The 21,395-nt window shown below is 42.7% G+C and carries 13 protein-coding genes and 3 pseudogenes; 8 read left to right on the top strand and 8 right to left on the bottom strand.

What is annotated here, in order from left to right; translation table 11 throughout:
• Positions 1–178 precede the first annotated feature (178 nt).
• The 5 genes and pseudogenes from trpE to ACOBWA_RS02520 form a co-directional block, all read right to left on the bottom strand.
• Positions 179–1,675, bottom strand: coding sequence for an anthranilate synthase component I (trpE, locus tag ACOBWA_RS02540; RefSeq protein ID WP_420230137.1), 1,497 nt, complete (start codon positions 1,673–1,675; stop codon positions 179–181).
• Positions 1,676–1,903: 228 nt separating this feature from the next.
• Complete coding sequence (locus ACOBWA_RS02535; RefSeq protein ID WP_420230136.1) at positions 1,904–3,109, bottom strand: FHA domain-containing protein; 1,206 nt, start codon at positions 3,107–3,109, stop codon at positions 1,904–1,906.
• A gap of 157 nt (positions 3,110–3,266) precedes the next feature.
• Complete coding sequence (locus tag ACOBWA_RS02530; RefSeq protein ID WP_201571533.1) at positions 3,267–4,118, bottom strand: RsiV family protein; 852 nt, start codon at positions 4,116–4,118, stop codon at positions 3,267–3,269.
• A gap of 217 nt (positions 4,119–4,335) precedes the next feature.
• A pseudogene (locus tag ACOBWA_RS02525) lies at positions 4,336–5,929 on the bottom strand (peptide chain release factor 3).
• A 204-nt stretch (positions 5,930–6,133) separates the two neighbouring features.
• A complete protein-coding gene (locus tag ACOBWA_RS02520; protein WP_420230135.1) occupies positions 6,134–7,036 on the bottom strand; it encodes a hypothetical protein in 903 nt (300 codons plus the stop codon).
• A gap of 268 nt (positions 7,037–7,304) precedes the next feature.
• On the opposite strand from ACOBWA_RS02520, the pseudogene ACOBWA_RS02515 reads away from it, so the two are divergent.
• From ACOBWA_RS02515 to ACOBWA_RS02500, 4 genes and pseudogenes are all read left to right on the top strand, one after another.
• Positions 7,305–7,717 (top strand): annotated as a pseudogene (locus tag ACOBWA_RS02515) (Ohr family peroxiredoxin).
• A 208-nt stretch (positions 7,718–7,925) separates the two neighbouring features.
• Complete coding sequence (polA, locus tag ACOBWA_RS02510) at positions 7,926–10,904, top strand: DNA polymerase I (RefSeq protein ID WP_420230134.1); 2,979 nt, start codon at positions 7,926–7,928, stop codon at positions 10,902–10,904.
• 482 nt (positions 10,905–11,386) lie between these two features.
• Complete coding sequence (locus ACOBWA_RS02505) at positions 11,387–11,725, top strand: hypothetical protein (protein ID WP_420230133.1); 339 nt, start codon at positions 11,387–11,389, stop codon at positions 11,723–11,725.
• Positions 11,726–12,045: 320 nt separating this feature from the next.
• Positions 12,046–12,396 carry a hypothetical protein gene (locus ACOBWA_RS02500; RefSeq protein WP_420230132.1) on the top strand — a complete coding sequence of 117 codons (351 nt, stop codon included), beginning with the start codon at positions 12,046–12,048 and terminating at the stop codon, positions 12,394–12,396.
• Between the two features lie 113 nt (positions 12,397–12,509).
• Here the strand turns inward: ACOBWA_RS02500 and hemH are convergent, their stop codons facing one another.
• Complete coding sequence (hemH, locus tag ACOBWA_RS02495; RefSeq protein WP_420230131.1) at positions 12,510–13,529, bottom strand: ferrochelatase; 1,020 nt, start codon at positions 13,527–13,529, stop codon at positions 12,510–12,512.
• 490 nt (positions 13,530–14,019) lie between these two features.
• Here hemH and metX point away from each other — a divergent pair, with 490 nt between their 5' ends.
• From metX to ACOBWA_RS02480, 3 genes and pseudogenes are all read left to right on the top strand, one after another.
• Positions 14,020–15,384 carry a homoserine O-acetyltransferase MetX gene (gene metX, locus ACOBWA_RS02490; protein WP_420230704.1) on the top strand — a complete coding sequence of 455 codons (1,365 nt, stop codon included), beginning with the start codon at positions 14,020–14,022 and terminating at the stop codon, positions 15,382–15,384.
• Entirely contained in the window at positions 15,381–15,989 is a 609-nt protein-coding gene (gene metW / locus ACOBWA_RS02485) for a methionine biosynthesis protein MetW (RefSeq protein ID WP_057758464.1), read from the top strand. The genes metX and metW overlap by 4 nt, the downstream gene beginning before the upstream one ends.
• Positions 15,990–16,401: 412 nt before the next feature.
• Positions 16,402–16,982: pseudogene (locus ACOBWA_RS02480) on the top strand (tetratricopeptide repeat protein).
• A gap of 532 nt (positions 16,983–17,514) precedes the next feature.
• On the opposite strand, the gene ACOBWA_RS02475 reads toward ACOBWA_RS02480, so the two are convergent.
• Positions 17,515–18,312, bottom strand: coding sequence for a hypothetical protein (locus tag ACOBWA_RS02475; RefSeq protein ID WP_420230130.1), 798 nt, complete (start codon positions 18,310–18,312; stop codon positions 17,515–17,517).
• A gap of 506 nt (positions 18,313–18,818) precedes the next feature.
• On the opposite strand from ACOBWA_RS02475, the gene ACOBWA_RS02470 reads away from it, so the two are divergent.
• Complete coding sequence (locus tag ACOBWA_RS02470; protein ID WP_420230129.1) at positions 18,819–19,877, top strand: rhodanese-related sulfurtransferase; 1,059 nt, start codon at positions 18,819–18,821, stop codon at positions 19,875–19,877.
• 148 nt (positions 19,878–20,025) lie between these two features.
• Here the strand turns inward: ACOBWA_RS02470 and serA are convergent, their stop codons facing one another.
• A complete protein-coding gene (gene serA, locus ACOBWA_RS02465; protein ID WP_057758460.1) occupies positions 20,026–21,252 on the bottom strand; it encodes a phosphoglycerate dehydrogenase in 1,227 nt (408 codons plus the stop codon).
• Positions 21,253–21,395: the final 143 nt, after the last annotated feature.

The raw sequence follows: 21,395 nt of genomic DNA, 5'->3' as shown, positions 1-21,395 counted from the left end.
GTGGTGGCTATTCTATCAAATTTTTTGAGATGCGCAAGCACTTTTTCATATTTTTTAAATTAATTTGATATAAATATTTAAGTCACTGATTAAGCTAGTTTTTTTATAAATAAAAATATGACGATAAATTGGCTTTTTACTTGCAGCCTTTATTTTTGCCATATCACTAGCTCTTTAATTAGCGAATACGCAAGCCATTACAGGCCATTTCTACCGCTTTTATTAATGCCAATGCTTTTTTATTGGTTTCATCCCATTCTTTTTCTGGAATAGAATCAGCAACGACCCCTGCTCCGGCTTGAATATGTATCTCACCGCGGCGCATCACTGCAGTACGGATAGCAATGGCCGTGTCCATATTACCATTCCAACCTAGATAACCTACCGCGCCACCAAAGACGGTACGGCGTACTGGCTCTATTTCATCGATAATTTGCATAGCGCGGATTTTGGGTGCACCCGATAGCGTCCCAGCTGGGAAAGTAGCGCAAAATACATCTAGTGCATCTTTGTCAGCTCGTATCGTACCCTCAACATTAGATGCGATATGCATCACTTGTGAGTAGCGCTCTATAAACATCTTTTCTGTGACTTTGACACTGCCATACTCGCAAACACGGCCAATATCATTGCGACCCAAATCAATAAGCATTAAATGCTCGGCTGCTTCCTTCTCATCATTTAACAGCTCTTGCTCAAGCGCGAGGTCTTCAGCCTCATCTTGGCCACGTTGCCGTGTCCCTGCCAGCGGCCTTACCGTCACTTTTCCATTTTCGATACGAGATAGAATTTCAGGAGAAGCGCCGATAATATCAAAGCGTTTGTGATCGTCGAGTGTATAACCATGCACCAAAAACAGATATGGGGATGGGTTTAGGTAGCGAAGCGCACGATAGACGGCTAGAGAGTCGCCTGTATAGTCTGCTGTCAATCGCTGCGCTGGCACTACCTGCATGACGTCACCTGCGGCAATATAATCCTTTATTTTATTGACGTCGTTGCAGTATTTATCTGCACCTGTTTGTGAGACAAACTTTGGTGTCGGCATCACTGGTGCAGTCAAATTTGGCATTTCTGCCAGTTTGTCTTCTATTTTTTCTAGTTCACGAATGGCATTACTGTAACCATCCTCATTATTGCAATCAGCATAGACAATAATTGACAGCGTGTTTTCTAGAGTATCAAAGACGATGACGCTCATTGATAACATCAGCCACATATCTGGCATGGTCATGGGGTTGGGTGCATCGGACAAGCCCACACTCGGCTCAATGACCCGCACCATATCATAACCAAAGTAACCTACTAACCCACCGCTAAAGCTCGGTAACGCAGCGACATCTTCTACCGTTGGCATCTTATACTGCGCCATCAGCTTGCGAATATAGTCAAACGGATCCTCGACTACCTCGACATCGATATGGTCGGTTTTTTTGACGGTCATATTCCCGTCTGCATATTGCAAAATCAAATCACTGCCCAAGCCAATCATCGAATATCGTGCCCAACGCTCACCACCTACTACAGACTCAAATAGATAGGCAGAGCCGTTTAGATCACGCACTTTGGAGAATACAGATACGGGAGTCTGCGCATCCATCAGACGCTTTTTTACTAGCGGTGCGTGACTAAAGCCTCTATCTCTAAAAGCTTGGTATTCTTCAAAAGTCATCATAATAGCGCTCTCTTAGCACCTTACAGGCAATAACAAAACTATAAGCTGCTCTATAAAATATAGCGCCAATATTCGCTAAAATATCGACGCTATAATGAGTCATTTGTTTAAAAAACGGTAAGCACAATAAGGCTCTCTATCAAAAATCACGACAAAGACCGAGTGTAGAGTTGAATTATGCACCGCCCATATTAAACAACCATAAGGCCAAACCGATAATTAGAATGGTCACAAATACCCATATAAACCAGCCGCCGCTCGCTTTTTCTCTACATGACCTGCATGAGCAGGGTTGCTGATTTCTTGATCCATCGCATTATTGCCTTCGGTACCAAGATCGCGCGGCTGCCCTAAATTAGCCGTGCCTGAAAACTGTGCACTAGCTGCTTGTTTGGCTTTTAAAACTTCAGGGTCAGCTTCTTCTTGTAACTCTGTTTTTGTTGTTTTGTCGTGTTCGTCTTGGACTGCTGGCTCTTCATGCACTGCTGGCTCTTCATGCACTGCTGGCTCTTCATGCACTGCTGGCTGCTTTTCTACCACTGGCGCGCTATCAGTAGATGCTGCCTGTGATGGCTCTGTAGACGACACAGCTTCTGTTTGGGTTGCTGTTGGTACAGATGTGTCATTCACCCCTTCTGTGGCAACTGGCGTTTCTTCTACTGGCTTAGGCGATGCTGCTTCCGCGTCAGACAGTACTTCATTAATCCCTGTTTCTTTGACAACTGGCTCTGTAGCAACGGCTTCTTCAGTAGTTAGCTCTTCAATAACTGGTTCAACGGTTTCATGCGTAGAAGTTACTGAGTCTTCGGTCATATCTGAGCCGGCATCTACAGATAAAGGTTCTACAGGTACAGTATCATCTGTAGCAGGTAACATTTCTTCGATACCAGTTTCTTTAATCACGGGCTCATTAATTGTTTGCTCTTTGATTGGATCTTCTTCAAGAACGCTTTCCTCAACTACTTGCTCTTCGGTCACAGGCTCACTGGCAGGAGTTTCTAGCACAGTAGCCGTGTCAGCATTCTCATGTGTATCTGCTACTGGCTCTTCTGTGGTCACTGGCGCTAGCGTTTTACTCTCTGACGTCGTCACAGGTGCAGTAGATTCCTGTACTTGAAAGCTAAAACTTGCAAAGCCAAGCGTATCGTCTGCCTTTAGATGACTAGATTCATTATTTGCAATACGTTGCTCATTGATAAACGTGCCATTAGAAGAGTCTAAGTCCTTCACGTACAACTGACCATCTAGCACACTGAGCACTGCATGGTTGCGAGAGACCTGCTTGCTACCTAGTACTACGTCGTTATCACTACCACGACCTATAGATAAGCTATCACTAACCGTCAGTGTTAGATCACCTAACGCTTCCGTCAATGCATTTAGCTGCCAAGTTGTACTTGCTGCCGTATTCATACTATCTGTCTCGTTTGTCATGTTATAACTCCTTATTTTTCTATTGAATATCCAATGATGCTAAAAATAATAACTCTAAAATATTACTGCCAATTTATGATAAGTATTGTCGCTATTTTTTTAATAATATTTGCCTAGCACGGTTTATTAAGTACTTTCCTCAAACACCATACAGCATTTACTTTGGTATAAAGCGAGGTTTTATAACTTTATCAAGCTTGCTATACGGTATATTAAGGACAGGCATACCGTAAGCGTATGGACCGATAGAATAATGCTGGTAACGAATGCTAACGCCTGTATCAGTCAAGGTCACATTATCGCTTAACGTAAATGGCCAGTTTTTCTCATAACTGCTCACATCTTCGGCAACCGTTTTAACCCATCCTTTATACGCATCATAGGCAAGCGCCTCAAAACGAGGTTTTTTACCTGAGATAAGCATATCGTCAAGCGTGACTTGCTTTTTGGTACTTGGGTCAAACACTAGGTACTCGCTATAAGGCATGCCGTGTGCACCGCCCGTATAGACATAGGAACTAATCTCAAACAGTTCAAACTCATCGACATGACCTAGATAATTGGGCGTTACCATCAGATTATAACCCCACGACACATCATCAGGCATATCTCGGAATTGCGAGCTCACAAAGCTATCAAGAGCATCCGTAACTTCTTTTTCGCTGCTTTCACCCTTGATAGGTGCTGACTCTGTCATCTGACTATTGACGACTAAGTTATCGATACGGGCATTGGCAATCTCATCTATCCAGTTTTGACTACTTTTGAGATATTTAACTTCAATCTCTGGACAGTTATCACGCTTGTCACATGTCTCTTGTATATTACTGGGTAGTTGATACGGTAGATATTCAGTGCTACTAAGAAAGCTTCCTGCATTTACCGACATACTAACGGCACTTAATAATAGGCTGCCAGTCAACATAGCAATTGAACGTCTCTGGCTTACCTTTATCGAAAATAGATCAGCCGATATAGATTTATCATCAGTTTGAGTCGTAGTGTGCATATGTCCTCTTTTATAAATATAAAATGTTGTTTATCATTCTACCGTAACAATTGCACTGTATTGTAGGAACACTGTTTGTGTTTTTAAGGTTCTGTTGACAATTAAATGCTTATCTCCTCGCATTTATCACATAAATAACAGACAATAAAAAAGACACGGCTAGCGTGTCTTAATCAATGAACAATACAGTGATACGGTTGATTTGATAACAGTCGTTTTAATGCTCACGCGTGCTGCTAAAGGTGATCTCTGGATAACGATCTTGCATCAATTGTAAGTTGACCCGTGATGGCGCAAGATAAGTCAGATAACCACCACCATCGATTGATAACTGGTCATGGGCTTTTTCTTGAACTTTGCCAATGCTACTTCATCATCGCAATGAATCCAGCGTACCGTAGCTATCGATACTGGCTCAAAGGTACATTGAACCTTGTACTCTTCTTTGAGACGATGCGCGACCACCTCAAACTGTAGGACACCGACCGCACCCAAAACCAAATCATTATTAATCTGCGGCATAAACACCTGCGTTGCGCCCTCTTCACTTAATTGTTGAAGACCTTTTTGCAGAGCTTTTGATTTAAGCGGATCTTTTAGTACCACACGGCGGAACAATTCAGGAGCAAAATGCGGAATACCGGTAAAGCTCAACTCCTCGCCTTCAGTGAAACTGTCACCAATAGAGATGGTGCCATGGTTATGCAAACCAATGATATCACCCGGATAGGCTTCTTCTAGCGCCTCGCGGTCACCTGCTAAAAAGGTCAGAGCATCAGCAATACGTACGTCTTTACCCAGACGCACATGTTTCATTTTCATGCCCTTCTCGTACTTACCAGAGCACACTCGCAAGAACGCAATGCGGTCACGGTGACGCGGATCCATATTGGCCTGAATCTTGAAGACGAAGCCTGTAAAATCTGTCTCGGTGGCTGATACTTCACGCTCAGTCGTTGGATGAGCTTTTGGCGGCGGTGCATACTTGACTAAGGTATCAAGTACCATGTTTACCCCAAAGTTACCCAATGCCGTACCAAACAATACTGGCGTCATCTCGCCAGCCAAAAACGCTTCAACACTGAACTCTTCTAACGCCATCTGTACCAGCTCAAGCGACTCTTCGAAAGCGTCAAACATCAACTGTCCTAGACGCTCACGGATATCTGGATAATCGTAGCCTTCTCGGGTCTCAGAGACCGTCATCTTGCCGCCATTACCTTTTTCATAAAAGTAAGTTTTATTTTCAGTCAGATGATAGACACCGATGAAGTCTTGACCCATACCGATAGGCCAAGTCACTGGGATACATTTAATTTTTAGTACCGCTTCGATTTCACTTAGTAGCTCAAGCGGCTCACGAATCTGGCGATCGAGCTTGTTGACGAACGAAATGATTGGCGTATCGCGCATGCGACAAACTTCCATTAGCTTGATGGTTCGTTCTTCGACACCTTTTGCGCCATCGACCATCATCAGTGCGCTATCCACTGCGGTCAAGGTACGATAGGTATCTTCACTAAAGTCGGCGTGACCTGGGGTATCTAGTAGGTTGACCATATGGTCTTTATACGGAAACTGCATGACAGACGTCGTGATTGAGATACCACGCTCTTGTTCCATGCTCATCCAATCTGAGGTGGCATGACGATCTGTCTTACGGCCTTTTACTTCGCCCACTACCTGAATCGCTTGACCCCACAACAGGAGTTTTTCGGTCATGGTGGTCTTACCAGCATCGGGATGCGAGATGATGGCAAGGTGCGGCGCTTAGCAACTTCTTTGTTTAATTTCTTTGGATCTACGCTCATAATTTTCAGCTTCAACAGTTATGTGATTTAGAAGTGACTCTAAATAAATAAAATAAATAATGGGCGTATTGTAGCGGATTTAGCATCAGGGTGCAGAATTAGCGTATAAAAAACACGCCCCGTTATTTCAACGAAGCGTGTTTTTGGGCTTTTAAATTGCGATCATCATACTTAAGTAGCATGACTAATAGCCATCAATTTATCTCAATAGTAGCGTTCGATTTGCTCAGCTAAGAAGTCGCCAGCCACCTCATTAACAATTGTACAATCGACTACGTCAAAACGACTGTCTGTGTTCGGATCGGTGCTACCTTTGGCGACATAGTTTGCCTCATAGACGTCCTTTCCGTACTCAACACCGCTATATTCATAAGCAGGCTGGTCATCGTACTCAAAAAACATGACTTGCGCGGCTTGCTGCTGATTGCCTACGCCCACTCCGAACTGAGAAGTTCTATGATCTCTATCAGCACTAAAGCGGGTTTTGGCCACTTCAATCCACCTCTCTATGGAGGCGTATCCAGTCTTGTTTTTATCATTAAAAGCCAAAAACCAGCGCTCACTAGTTACCACAGGGATATAACAAACCGACCCTTCAGGAAAGGCAACATTGGTCGGAATTTTAGAATAGTTGTTTAAGTCGGTAATAATACCGTATCTATTGTTCACATTTGTACTAGCAACATAGCTGTTCGCACGCAAACCCGACAAATTGAGCGTCTTATAAGTAGTTTGATAGTCTAGCTGATTGTTGGTGTTTTTTTCATATATGGGGCGTTTGACCGTCCGATTATTAACCTCGATGTCTTTATTTTCAAGTCGACCCTCGAAATCATCTGCCAGTACGGTTCTGTCTAAATCATTCAGGCTTTGGTTGCTATAACTGTTGATGAGATTGGCTGTTTTGATCTCGCGCGCACCAGTACGATAGGTTTCATCGATGCGTGCAATAGCGGTATCGTTGGCCTTACTATCGTAACTATTGGCAAAGCTCGTCAACGTAATATTGTCGCTGTCAGAACCATAACTGCCGTCATCTACTTCGCAGCCTATCAAAGCAAGCATTGTCCAGAAGAAAACACCAGATATCGCAACCACTCTATTCATCGAACAATGTCCTTATGATTTAGATTTCTATTATCCTTACTGATAACGTATATATGGCTCATTACCGCTATTGTACCTCTTTGACAACTGTACGATAAGATTGTAAATCTAAAAACGAATAAAACTGAGCCCGAAATCTCATTTACAAACTAGCAGTATATATTTACTCTCTATGCACTGAGCTGCGTGAGCGATTTGTTATGCTAGGTTTCATATTAAGATTTACCACTTAAATATAAACATAAAAACTCACAACAAAGGATGTGTCATGAAATCTTTATACTCTACCAAATCTACTGTTACTGGCGGCCGCATGGTACAGCAACCTTAAGCGATAGTGACCTTGAAATCAATATGGTACCACCAGGCGGTAATGAAAAAGGTAATAACCCTGAGCAATTACTCGCGATGGGTTATGGCGCTTGTTTTGATGGCGCTTTGGGCGTAGTCAAAAAAATGGAAAGCGCTACATTTGGCTCAACTGTTGAGACCTCTGTAGACCTATTACAAGGTGATAATCATGAATATAAGCTTGCCGTAAAAATCCACGTCATCGCTGATAATACAGACCTATCTGCTGACGAGATCCAAAAATTGGTCGAAAAAGCGCATGAAGTATGCCCATATTCGAAAGCAACCAGCGGTAACATCGATGTCGAAGTCTCTTCAGAAGTAAGATAACGTATTATGAGATCCATTATCAACTAATAATGAAAAATATATTAATTATAAAAGAACCCAGTTAGTCTGGGTTCTTTTTTTGTTTGAAATCTTGGTGAAAAAGATTATCGCTACAACATCTCGTAACGGTTAAGCAGTTCGGCACGCGCTGATTTTATCGTTATAATAAGCGTATATATTTTTATCTAATAGCTGATAAGTGACTTTTATGACTGATGACATAGCTGACAATACCACCGATAACGACCACAACTCTCACCAAGCGCTTGACCCCAAAGCATTACCGAACTTCGATAGCATGCCTAACGTGGCGCTGATGGATACCAGTCATGTAGACAAAGATCAGCCGCCTTTTATTTTGGTTGATGGATCCTATTATCTGTTCCGCACTTATCACGCCTTGCCAAAAACTATGCAAAACTCGCAGGGCTTAATCACCAATGCGATACGTGGCACACTTAACGCACTACTAAAGCTGATGCGTCGCTATCACCCTACCCACATGGCTGTCTGCTTTGACACCAAATCACCAACTTTTCGCCATCATATGTCTGCTGATTACAAGGCCGCTCGTCCGCCCATCGATGTCGAGCTGGTAGAGCAAATTCCTTATATTCATCGTTTAGTCACCGCCTTAGGTATTCCACTGTTGCGTATCGAGGGTGCAGAAGCAGATGATATCATCGGTACACTTGCCCATCGTGCTGTCGAGCAAGGCCATCATGTGGTCATCTCAACAGGTGATAAAGACATGATGCAGCTGGTCAATGACTGCGTGATACTAGAAGACAGCTTTACAGGTAAAGTCACGGATACGCCAGCAGTAATCGATAAGTTTGGTATCAATCCAAATCAAATGATCGATTTCTTAACGCTAATGGGTGATGCCTCTGATGGTATTAAAGGCGTACCTGGTATCGGTAAAAAGACTGCTAAAGACCTGCTCGTTGAGTATGGTGATATCGAAAATATGCTCAAGCACATTGGCTTTATCAAAGGTCGCGGGGCAAAAGGTCTGATTGAGCATGCTGACGATATTCCTTTTAACAGAAAGCTTGCTACTATCGTCACTAACTTAGCCATCGGTCAAGATTGGAATGATCTAAAAATCAATACCGATCCTTGTGCGCATATAGATGAATTGCGCGACTTATATAATGAGCTTGAGTTTAGAAATGAGCTGGCATCGCTTGATCATCCAAATCACCCTGCCAATGGCTCTAAAAGTGTTGCTGATAGCCAAGCGAATATTGAGTCACAGGCACAGGTGGCAAAATCGCTCCAATCCACCAAGATCGACAGCATCAAAGACAGTACTAACCATGATAAAGCGTGGCACACTGTACTCGACGAGCCAGCGTTTGATAGCTTGGTCGAATTGTTAGAAGCTGCTCGGCATTTTGTCATTGATACCGAAACCACTAGCGTTCATTGGCGTGATGCACAAATCGTTGGTTTATCTTTCGCGGTGCAAGCACATGAAGCCTATTACATTCCGCTTACGCATAGCCTAGAAGGTGATGAGCTGATAGCCAAGCAGCTTGATCGTGATACAGTATTAGCTCGCTTAAAACCTGTACTAGAGAATCCTAATATCGGTAAAATCGGTCAGCATCTAAAGTACGATGCGCATATCCTCGCTCACTATGATATCGATCTAGTCGGCGCCATACATGAGCAGCCAAATAACTGGGCAATGGACACCATGCTTGCCAGCTATGTCATCAATGCAGCAGCCACTCGCCACGGTATGGACGATTTGGCACGTCATTATCTACAAACGCAAACCATCAGCTTTGAAGATGTGGCAGGTAAAGGCGCTAAGCAAGTTACCTTTGACCAAGTGGCCATCGATATCGCGAGCGACTATGCGTGTGAAGATGCCGATATCACCTATCAATTATTTGACGTGTTCAGCGTTGAGCTGGCTAACGATGCCAATAATGCCAAATTGCTACACGAGCTAGAGATTCCAACGGCAGAGATACTTTGCCAAATGGAAGCGCATGGTATTTTGATTAAACGCTCCTTCTTAAACGAGCTGTCAAAACGCTTTGATGAAGAAATTATCGCCCTAGAGAAGCGCGCCTATGAAGTAGCAGGTGAAGAGTTTAACTTAGGCTCTCCTAAGCAGCTTGGTGAGATGCTGTTTGAAAAGCTAGGCGTTGCTGGTGGCAAAAAAACCAAGTCTGGTCAATACTCAACTGGTGAGGCGGTACTATCAAAAATCGATCATCCATTGGTCGATATTACGCTAGAGTATCGTGGATTATCTAAGCTCAAAAGCACTTATACTGATGCGCTGGATAATGTCGCAGATAGCGAAACCGATCGTGTACACACTAGTTACCATCAGGCATTAACGAGCACTGGGCGTTTGTCATCGACAGATCCTAACTTGCAAAATATCCCAATTCGTACGGCGACTGGTCGCTTAATTCGTCAAGCCTTTATCGCCCCAGAAGGTCGCGTTATTTTGGCCGCCGATTATTCACAAATTGAATTGCGTTTAATGGCACATTTCTCAGGTGATAAGAACCTAACTCATGCCTTTAACGAAGGGTTAGATATTCACGCGGCTACCGCTGCCGAAGTACTTGGTAAAGATGTTGCAGACGTCACCTCAACCGAACGTCGTAATGCTAAAGCCATCAACTTTGGTTTGCTATACGGGATGAGTGCCTTTGGACTTGCCAAGCAGCTACAGATGAGTCGCGGCGAAGCACAAGACTATATCGATATGTACTTTGAGCGCTATCCGGGTGTCAAAAACTATATGATCAATACGCGTGCAAGTGCTTATGAACAAGGCTATGTCGAGACGATATTGGGCCGTAAGCTCTATACGCCTGATATCAATCATAGTAATCGTATGGTCAAGCAAGGTGCTGAGCGCGCGGCGATTAACGCCCCACTACAAGGCTCTGCTGCCGATTTAATCAAGCTTGCTATGATTGCCGTTGATAAAGTGCTGCCAAAGGAGCAAGCCAAAATGCTGCTACAGGTTCACGATGAACTGGTGTTTGAAGTGGATGCCGATAAAGTAGACGAAGTTAGCCAGCTGATTACTGATGCTATGCAAGATGTATTGACGACTACAGCAGTAGAAAAAGGCTGGAATGTCGACTTTGCAGTGCCTTTATTAGTCGAAACCGATAGTGGTCAAAACTGGGATGAGGCGCATTAATCATTCACTGCCATTTAATCAAGTATGTAAGGTATGATTATCGATGTACCTTGCAGATATGACAGCTTTTAATAACTGACACTACAATAAGTCATTATATATTGTTTATATTAACAATCACTTATGACCAGTTAGTAATATTTCATAACAGTAATATCTAAGTATGGGGTTTATAATAGGGCATCTGTTAAACCCTAACTATTCGATATTTTCGCTTTAAAGTGAGCCTTTGGGCTCACTTTTTGTTTTTAACACATTCTTTTTGATACGCAGGAGTCATTTATTTTGAGCTCAGATGGCATCATTGAAGTCCCTGGCATTATACTTTTGATAGCATGCCTGTTGCGTATTTTACAATATGTTATGAAAAGTCATGTCAAACAAATTAAGGCTTTTGGCTGGCAGCCGTACTTATATTTGTTTCTGTCATTCGTCGAGAGTTGAACTATCTACCAGACTTACTGGTTCCAAGCGACTTTTCGATGCTTGGTCAATCTTATGACTGGTGGGAGGACAGCGTCCTTACCGTTATCTATCTCGTCGCGCTTGGTTTGCTGGTCTATTCGAGGCATTACCTATGGGCAGTGCTAAAAAACGTGCCAGTTTCGCTCTATCTTAGCGTTACTGTACTGGCTGTCATTCAGTACATGGGCGAGAACGCTATTATGTTCCCGCATACATTTGGTGAAATTGTCGAAGAGCTGGCTGAGACTGCAATCTACGGTATTGCCTTGACCTATTTATGGCAATTTAAACTGGCTAACTATGAGTCATGTCTAGTACAGAAGTTAAATTACAAGTTCGACCACGCCAATAATTAAAACTATAAGTTTGATTTCTTATTTAACGACTTTGCTATCTTACAAAGACTTAGTAGAAATTTCATAAACAATTACGGCTGCTCATTTTGAGTAGTCGTTTTGCGTTCTAATCAACGTCTTACATTTTTTGAACATCCTGTCACACCTTACTACTAGTGAAAAGTTGATTAAGCGTACAAACTGAGAAGCATATTATCTATATTGCAATGAGCGATGCTTTAACAAGCTAGCGCGATATTTTTACTTGTAATGATGGCGACATTTAATAACTACAATAAGGAATTATTCATGGAAAACTCAAAAACCCACTACCAGAAGAGATGGATCATATTGACGGTAATCGTCGTAACAATAATGACAATTTCGATAACTCAGATAATTTGAATAACAATAATCAGGATGAACAAGACAACCAATTGGTCGATTTGGACAATCCTATGCTGCATACTATTGATAACGATGATGTGATTGATAATAGTGCGGGATTTAATAACTCAGAAGTCGGTAGTGATGCGACCCAAGGGCTGACACCTGCGCATCGTCAAAATATCGATGAGTCACGTGTCGATGAGATTTTGGTTCAGGACAACCTTGATGACAGCGATTATCCAGATGCCATGGATATTGTTGATAGAGAAGCGGCCGAACGTAGCAACGATGATGATTTTTAGCACTTAATACGATTGTTGACCTACCCCTCTAAACCAAAAAAGCACGCTTAACTATATTAAGCGTGCTTTTTCATTCTACTATTCAACTTACTAAAACAGCGACTTTCGACTCTCTAAACCCAGCCATCAAGCGTGCCAGCCCAACCTTTTACCAATGGCAAGCTCAACGCTTCAAGCAATTCAATATGTGTTTCATCAAGGTTTAGTGCAGGGATATAATGATACTCTTGCCCGCCAGCATTGAGGAAGTTGTCACGGTTTTCAATGGCCAACTCTTCTAATGTTTCTAGGCAGTCTGCCGAGAACGCCGGACTAATCACCTGTACCGAGCGCACACCTGACTGACCCCAATCTTCCAACACCACATCGGTATACGGCTTGACCCACTCTTGCTTACCAAAGCGTGACTGGAAACTAATAATCCATTCATCTTCTGTCAGGCCAAGTTCATGCGCCACTTGTGCAGCGGTACATTTACAGCGTTTAGGATACGGATCGCCTTTATCAGCATAAGGCTGCGGGATACCATGAAAACTAAACATCAACTTTTCAGGCTTGCCGTGCTTGTCTTGGAAGCGGCGAATCGAGTTGGCCAATGCTTGAATGTATAGCGGATGGGCAAAGTAGTCTTTGACAATCGTATAGTTTGGTAGGTTACGCTGCTTGAGTGTCCACTTCGTCAGTGCATCGTATACTGCGCCACCAGATGAGGCCGAGTACTGTGGAAACAATGGCAGAATGACAAAGTGATCCACCCCTTCTCCGCGTAGTGCATCCATAACATCAGGCAGTCCAGGATTGCCATAGCTCATCGCAGAATGCACAGAGACACGAAATGGCGCCACGCTGTTTGCCAGACGTGGTTCCAATAGCTCAACTTGACTGTTGAGTATCTTACGAATCGGCGAGTCACCTTCCCAAATGCTGGCATAAGCTTTTGCCACACGCTTAGGACGACTGGGCAATACAAACAGATTCAAGATGATTGCCCATAAAAACTTGGGAATCTCAATCACTCGCGGGTCTGACAAGAACTGTTTGAGATAGCGACGTACGGCAGGTGCCGTTGGCTCATCTGGTGTACCGAGGTTGACTAACAGGACGGCAATACGTGGAGGCAATTCAGGTTTCATAGCAGCACTATTTATCAGCAGTAAGTTATTGGGAGTAATGTCACAACTATCACAATGAGAGAACGCAGGATTGTGTAGACACTATGGAGTATAGACGTCATTAGTGTAGCATTTTATCCATGAATAGCGCATTGCAAAAGCACCCTTATACAATTTGATACGCAGTTGTCCTTTATTCTTCCCTTATTCACTATATTTAGCACTTATTCATTATTCACCTATGGTCTATTTGCTATAGAAATGGCGGTCGAAAGGTCTGCCCAAAGGTTGTACTCCAACGCGCATCACCATACAATAGGCAGGCCCAGTTTATAAAAACCGTGTAAGTAAAATAGCCTGTTAGCAACGTGCCATTTTGCTTTTATTTTATTGATGATTGTAGTCTTGCGAGGTAGCTTTGAACGCACGCTCTGATAATACCAGTGACCAGCATCCTAATTCACAACCTCACCCTAGTAGCTCAGCCAATACCGACAGTGCTGTAGGGTCTGTGGGTGTCGTTACGCCCCAGAATTTTCATTTTGCTGAGCCCTTAACGTTAGAATGCAACCGTACCCTGCCCTCGTTTGACTTGATGGTAGAGACTTACGGTACACTCAATCGCGATAAATCAAATGCAATTCTGATTTGCCACGCGTTGTCGGGCAATCATCATGCAGCTGGCTTCCATAGTGCTGATGACAAAAAAGCAGGCTGGTGGGACAATATGATTGGTCCGAACAAAGCCATCGATACCAATCAGTTTTATGTGGTCTGTGTCAACAATATCGGCAGCTGTTTTGGTTCAACAGGGCCTACCACTATTAATCCAGATAGCGTTGATTCGGATAGTGTTAGTTCGGACAACCTTGATGCAAATAGCAGCGATGAGCCGCAAGTGTATGGCCCTGATTTTCCGCTGATCACTATCAAAGACTGGGTAAAAACCCAAGCAATGCTCTCAGATCGTCTAGGCATCGACGTTTGGCACGCCATTGTCGGCGGCTCAATGGGCGGTATGCAAGCGCTACAATGGTCTGTTGATTATCCAGAGCGGTTAAAGCGCTGTGTGGTCATCGCCAGTACGCCAAAGCTATCTGCTCAAAATATCGCCTTTAACGAAGTGGCGCGCCAATCTATATTATCCGATCCTGACTTTAAAGACGGACGCTATATACAAGAAGGCACTTATCCTCGTCGCGGATTGATATTGGCGCGTATGGTTGGGCATATTACCTATTTAACTGATGACGCGATGAAAGCCAAATTTGGCCGTGATTTAAAATCTGGCAAATTCATGTATGGCTACGATGTCGAGTTTCAGGTCGAAAGCTACCTACGCTATCAAGGCGAGCGCTTTAGTGAAAACTTCGATGCTAATACCTATCTGCTTATGACCAAAGCCTTAGATTACTTTGATCCGACGCGCGACTATCCAATACGCGACTACCCATCAACCGTAGCAAAAGATACTACAGAGTCAGCAGTACAAATAGAAGAATCAATCGCGGCGTCAGTCGAATCTAGCAAGGCGAATGCACAGAGTGAGTTAGAAGATGCGGTAACGACGATTGAGGATATTGAATCTGATCGTCAGCAAGAGCTTTCTGCGCTCAAAACCGCCTTTGCCCATACACAATGCCAGTATCTAGTCGTTTCATTCACCACTGACTGGCGCTTTGCACCTGAGCGCTCGCAAGAGATTGTCGATGCGCTGATGGCCACTGGTAAACCAGTCAGCTATATCAATATTGACGCGCCGCACGGACATGACTCATTCTTGTTTGATATTCCTCGCTACATGGGTGCGGTCAAAGGATTTTTGACTGCGCCATTTATTACCCCTAGCCGCTCAGCCACAGGAGAACGCTCATGAGAATGGATCACCAACTGGCAGAGCGCTGGATTGCGCCGCAAGCACATGTATTGGACTTAGGTTGTGGCAATGGCGAGCTGCTTGCCCACTTACAGCAGAAACTAGGCGTGACAGGTTACGGACTAGAGATTGATGAAGACAAAATCAATGAGGCGATTGGTAATGGCTTATCAATTGTCGAGCAGGATCTCAACGATGGTCTAGCGCGTTTTGCTGATAACAGCTTTGACACGGTCGTCATGGCACGTGCCCTACAAGCAGTAAAAGCACCTGATGAGTTGTTGCTTGATATGCTGAGAGTCGCCCGTGAAGCAGTCATCACCTTCCCTAACTTTGCGCATTGGCAAAACCGCATTCATTTAGGGCTAAAAGGTATGATGCCTGTCTCTGAAGCGCTACCTTACGAATGGTACAACACGCCAAACATTCATCTATGTACCTTTAAAGATTTTGAACTGTTATGTGCGCAGCATGATATTCATATTATTAACCGTTTTGCGGTTAGTGATTCTGAAAAAGGTCACACACCGCTAATGAAAGCTTTAATAAGACAAGCCCCTAACTTATTAGCAGACGTCGCTATCTACCGAGTGACCAAAAAATAACCGTTAAATTATCAGCTGTCTTGATGTTTTATCGACTGCTAAACAGTGCTTTACGAGCTAGTATTAACCTTAATGGATTGTTAACTTAATATAATTTTTTAGTAACTGTCTGATTTTGTTAAGGACAATCAGGTACAAACGTCTATGTGACCTTGTAATTAGTATTTGAGTTTCGTAAGTTTGGGTGTTAAGCTAGCAAAATATTGTCAGCCACCCCACTATTACGACCGTTTGTCTAATCAGTTAGGGTGAAATCTCTGATTTAGAGATGACAACCCCTTTTGCTAATGATTAGGTAAGTTCATATCGCAAGATTCCACCTAATTGTTATCGCCGTCTGACTGTCTTTAGCGAGACAATGTTTAGCGGTACAATTTTTTTTGCTTATTAACTGCCTAATTTTGGAGCTGCTATGAAATTATTAAAAGCTGCGTTGTTTACTGCATTATTTTCTTGTGCTGGTTTAGCCAATGCTGAGTTAATATCAAACGTACCGCTTGATACCTCACGTTTTGAGCTTATGCCTGTGAGCGAGTTGTCTAGTCGTGCCGCCCAAGGTAACGATCACGCTCAGTTCTATTTGGCCAAGCGTTTGCAAAAGGTGAAGGTATTGCGCAAAATACCCAACAAGCAATCCAGTGGTACACCAAAGCCGCTCAGCAAGGCGTTGCCCCTGCTCAGTTAAATCTTGCCATCATGTATTTGCGCGGCGAAGGCGTACAGCCTAACTTGCAACAAGCACGTCTGTGGTTAGAAAAAGCTGCAATGCGTGGTGATAACCGTGCCAGCTATACGCTTGCATTGTTAGATGAAAAGCAAAAGAATTTGGTCGATGCTTATAAATGGTATGACTTGGCCGCCCGTGATGGCATGCTAGATGAAAAAGTACGCAACAAAGCTCGCGGCAAAATTGGTCAGTTGGCATTGAACTTATCAAGCTCAGACATTGCTAGTGCCCGTAGCAAAGCGGATACTTGGTTCCAGAGTAAGTAAATCTATAGCTATTTATTTTAGCAATAAAAAATCCAGCCTTTGAGCTGGATTTTTTATATTTAAGGCATTACACCCTTTAATATTACTTCTCAACAGTACTGAACCATATTATGAAAAAGTAATTTTTTGGATTTTTATCATGACTTGTATCACAATACAGTCATTCTTCATTTATTTCATAGCACAACCACAATTCATTGAACGTTTTATCTCACTTTGGATAAGCTTTGGCGTAGAACAAACAGCTTATACTAAGTTTGTTTTTAGTACCATTGAATGGTGGTCGATAGTTCCTGTTGTGTGTTTAACACTTTCGGCTATTACACTACAACGCCCATCAAAGCTCTTATCAACTTTAACACTCATTATTAGTATGATCGGTATGCTGGCTTTGGTCTTATCGATATATTCGACCTCTCTGCTTATACCGCTCGGAAAGTAGATTAGGACAAGACTTACTATTCTACATTCCACAATAATGAAGAACGATAACGTCTATTTGATAGCTACCTTTAAATCTTGGATTTTACGCCTACATTTTGCATAATTGTCGTGCATCTTCCTCATCTATGGTTGAATGCTCATTTGAAATATATAGCCAACTATAATGAGTGTGACAATTTAAGCATAGGAATATATTAGACAGTGTGGTATCCCTCGATACATAACGCCTTGTGACACTGCAGTACTCACTATCTGGAACTCCTTTTGGGCGATAAATATCGTATTTAGAGTAAAGGTTTTTCTGCCAATCAACCATCTGCTGCAATTTTACAACCATTTGCGACTTACAATGGGGACAGTTTTTTAGAACTGGCATTTCTACTTTATTGAATCGGCACTTACTATGGTTTAATACACCCTCATTATTTACATAATCAGTATTAATTTCAGAAAACCTTTTAATGTTAGATAAGGTATCAACACCAGCCTTGAACTCAACTTCATTATGTTTTAGGCGGTATAACACACTGTTATAATGAGATTTATACCTCTCAAATATTATGGAACCTACAAGAAATATCGCAATCAGATATAAGTCCATGATATCCGTCCAACTATATATTTTTGCCATAATTAAAAGAATTGCGTATAGCGACAGCCATGCGAAATAGGGCCAGTGATGTAAAAATGATTTAGATTTTCTATTTTCAACGATACTTACTTTGTTGATTTGATCTACATCAACTGGTTTCTCCGTCAAAAGACTGTGATTACAATGTGGACAAAATAGTATTCCTTTTTCGATTAAAGGGACAGCAAACGACTCATGACAACTTTCATGAGGACAAGTTAGGTTTAAAACTTTATTAGGTTTTGTTTTTGGCATGCAATCTCTTATTTTCTACTCGTCACAAATTTTGCACGATTTATAGCTCTATAAGGAACTATGGATCTTGTTAATATATTTTCGATGGTGATGGCTAAAATAAATATAATTAGTTGCCTTTATCATGAAATAAACAGAACAGATAATGATAAATGTCTACTATAGCAAGCCCTACTCATAGGATAAACGCCTAAAAGCTATTACAGCTTAGAGCAGATCACTTAATGAGTTATGTATACGCTTAACGATGCTATTAACTTTTAAAATATTCAAAACCCATCTAAAATTTGCTACACTACGCGCGCATTGGCCAATTCCACAATTAGACTAGTGTTATAACCCATTTCGAACTGACAAAGTCTATTTCAAATGAATGCGATATAAGAAAGCCGAGCGCAGATTGTACCCAAAGTACATCAAGCGAGGATGACACAATAACGTGTTCGTTTGAACCAGACTGTTAACCCAACGCACTAGGTTTGCGGCCTAGCCAGCAGGAGAAAGACATGAGCACCAACAAAGAAACTGTGATAACTGACAACAATTCAGCCCCTGTATACGATAGTGTAACTAATAATATCGTCGTTGCTGCACTATATAAGTTCACACGCTTTGCTGATTTTGAACAGTATCGTGAGCCCATACTAAACACTATGCTCGATAACGATGTGAAAGGTACGTTGTTGCTTGCAAGCGAAGGCATTAACGGTACGATTTCTGGTACGCGTCAAGCTATCGATACTGTTCTTGACTACCTGCGTAGTATCGAGGCGATTGGTACGTTTACCTTCAAAGAATCCTATACTGACGCACAACCTTTTTATCGCACTAAGGTGAAGCTGAAAAAAGAAATCGTCACTATGGGTGTCGAGAATATCGACCCATTGGAATCCGTTGGTCGCTATGTCAAACCTAGTGAGTGGAACGCGTTAATCTCAGATCCTGAAGTCACTTTGATCGACACGCGTAACGACTATGAAGTGCAAATTGGTACTTTCCAAAACGCAGTCAATCCAAATACTGAAACGTTCCGCGAGTTTCCAGAATACGTTTCAAAAGAGCTTGATCCAACCAAGCATAAAAAAGTGGCGATGTTCTGTACAGGTGGTATCCGCTGCGAAAAATCTACTGCCTATTTACGCGAGCAAGGGTTTGAAGAGGTCTATCATTTAGAAGGTGGCATCCTAAAATACCTTGAAGAAGTCCCTGCTAGTGACTCCATGTGGCAAGGCGATTGCTTTGTTTTTGATAATCGCGTTTCGGTCAATCACAACTTAGAAAAAGGCAGCTACGAGCAGTGTTTTGCTTGCCGTATGCCGATCACTGTCGAAGAGATGCAAAGCCCTGCCTATATCAAAGGCGAGTCATGTCCACACTGTATCGACAAGGCAACCGACGAGCAAAAAGCCCGTTTCCGTGAGCGTGAGCATCAGATGCAATTGGCGAAAAAGCGTGGTGAAGCCCATATCGGTAGCGACGTGATGGATGTAATCGAAAAACGTAAAGCCGCTAAGACGGAAGCTCGTCTACAAGCAGAAGCTGCAAACAACGCTAAAGCCAACTAAACTTAGCATTAGTACAATAAAAAAGAAGTGAAATAAAAAAGAGAGGTTCTAATCAATAGAGCCTCTCTTTTTTATGGTAAATCTTCAGTACCTATCAAAACTAATAGCACTGATATAGTTAATCCAACTTTATAGTGGATTGACTATATTAAAATAAGATACGTACGCGGATAGTCTCTTCTACATCTTTTAACTGATCTAGTGCAGCAGTCGAATCATTGTAATCGACATCCATCACTAGATAACCAACATCACCTTCTGTCATCAGGCTCTGCGCTAGGATGTTAATGCCAGCTTCAGCAAATAGGCGGTTAATCTGAGACAGTACACCTGGCACGTTTTTGTGAATGTGTAGTAGACGATGCGAGTTTTCTTTGAACGGAATAGAAACTTCTGGGAAGTTCACCGCAGTCGCTGTATCACCTTGGTCAGAGTATCTAACAAACTTATCTGCTACTTCCAGTCCGATATTGGCCTGTGCTTCTTGTGTTGAACCACCGATATGCGGCGTCAAAATCACATTATCAAACTTACGTAGTGGTGACTCAAACTCTTCGTCAGCTGATTTTGGCTCTTTTGGGAACACATCGATAGCCGCGCCTAAGATTTTACCAGACTCAAGCGCATCTGCCAGATCATCAATCTCAACACACGTACCGCGAGCCGCATTGATAAAGTAGCTGCCTTCTTTCATCTGAGCGAACTGCTCAGCTTTCATCATATAGCGAGTGCTTGGTACATCAGGTACATGCAATGTCACGATATCAGCCGTTGATAATAGCTCTTCTAAGCTACCAACTTGTACCGCATTGCCTAGTGGCAACTTGGTCACGGCATCATGATAGATGACTTTCATACCAAAGCTTTCTGCCAAGACAGACAGCTGCGAGCCGATAGAACCATAACCGACGATACCGATAGTCTTGCCGCGCACTTCGTGTGAGTTAGTCGCAGACTTGCCCCAGCCGCCGCGATGTACGGTTGCATTCTTTTCAGGAATACCGCGGTACAGCATAATGGCTTCGGCCAATACTAGCTCAGCTACCGAACGGGTGTTCGAGAATGGCGCGTTAAAGACAGGGATACCAAGATCACGAGCGGCGTCTAGATCTACTTGGTTAGTACCAATGCAAAAGCAACCAATGCCGATAAGCTTGTGTGCGTGCTCAAGTACTTCACGCGTCAGCTGAGTGCGCGAACGAATACCGATAAAGTGAGCATCTTTGATCTTTTCGATCAGCTCGTCTTGATCTAAGGCGTGACTGATATTCTCGATGTTATGGTAACCAGCTCCTTCCAATACTTTTAGGGCATTGTCATGTAGACCTTCAAGCAATAAAAACCGGATTTTGTCTTTTTGTAGTGATAACGCCATATGAGAACTGTCCTATAATTGTTTTATAAGATTACCTGTTGGATAATCTATGATGGAGGAAACGAAAACAGTCCCGATATCTTACACAAAATTTGAGGTCGATGTTAGCAGATTAGATGAATTATTGGTTATCAAGCCTGAAA

This window comes from Psychrobacter sp. ER1, assembly GCF_048631835.1.
Taxonomy (GTDB): Bacteria; Pseudomonadota; Gammaproteobacteria; order Pseudomonadales; family Moraxellaceae; genus Psychrobacter.
This window is presented reverse-complemented; position numbering and strand designations above follow the sequence as displayed.

Coding starts and splice junctions, on each gene's coding strand:
- trpE (WP_420230137.1), bottom strand. CDS start 1,675: ATGATGACTTTTGAAGAATACCAAGCTTTTAGAGATAGAGGCTTTAGT.
- ACOBWA_RS02535 (WP_420230136.1), bottom strand. CDS start 3,109: ATGACAAACGAGACAGATAGTATGAATACGGCAGCAAGTACAACTTGG.
- ACOBWA_RS02530 (WP_201571533.1), bottom strand. CDS start 4,118: ATGCACACTACGACTCAAACTGATGATAAATCTATATCGGCTGATCTA.
- ACOBWA_RS02520 (WP_420230135.1), bottom strand. CDS start 7,036: ATGAATAGAGTGGTTGCGATATCTGGTGTTTTCTTCTGGACAATGCTT.
- polA (WP_420230134.1), top strand. CDS start 7,926: ATGACTGATGACATAGCTGACAATACCACCGATAACGACCACAACTCT.
- ACOBWA_RS02505 (WP_420230133.1), top strand. CDS start 11,387: ATGCTTGGTCAATCTTATGACTGGTGGGAGGACAGCGTCCTTACCGTT.
- ACOBWA_RS02500 (WP_420230132.1), top strand. CDS start 12,046: ATGGATCATATTGACGGTAATCGTCGTAACAATAATGACAATTTCGAT.
- hemH (WP_420230131.1), bottom strand. CDS start 13,529: ATGAAACCTGAATTGCCTCCACGTATTGCCGTCCTGTTAGTCAACCTC.
- metW (WP_057758464.1), top strand. CDS start 15,381: ATGAGAATGGATCACCAACTGGCAGAGCGCTGGATTGCGCCGCAAGCA.
- ACOBWA_RS02475 (WP_420230130.1), bottom strand. CDS start 18,312: ATGCCAAAAACAAAACCTAATAAAGTTTTAAACCTAACTTGTCCTCAT.
- ACOBWA_RS02470 (WP_420230129.1), top strand. CDS start 18,819: ATGAGCACCAACAAAGAAACTGTGATAACTGACAACAATTCAGCCCCT.
- serA (WP_057758460.1), bottom strand. CDS start 21,252: ATGGCGTTATCACTACAAAAAGACAAAATCCGGTTTTTATTGCTTGAA.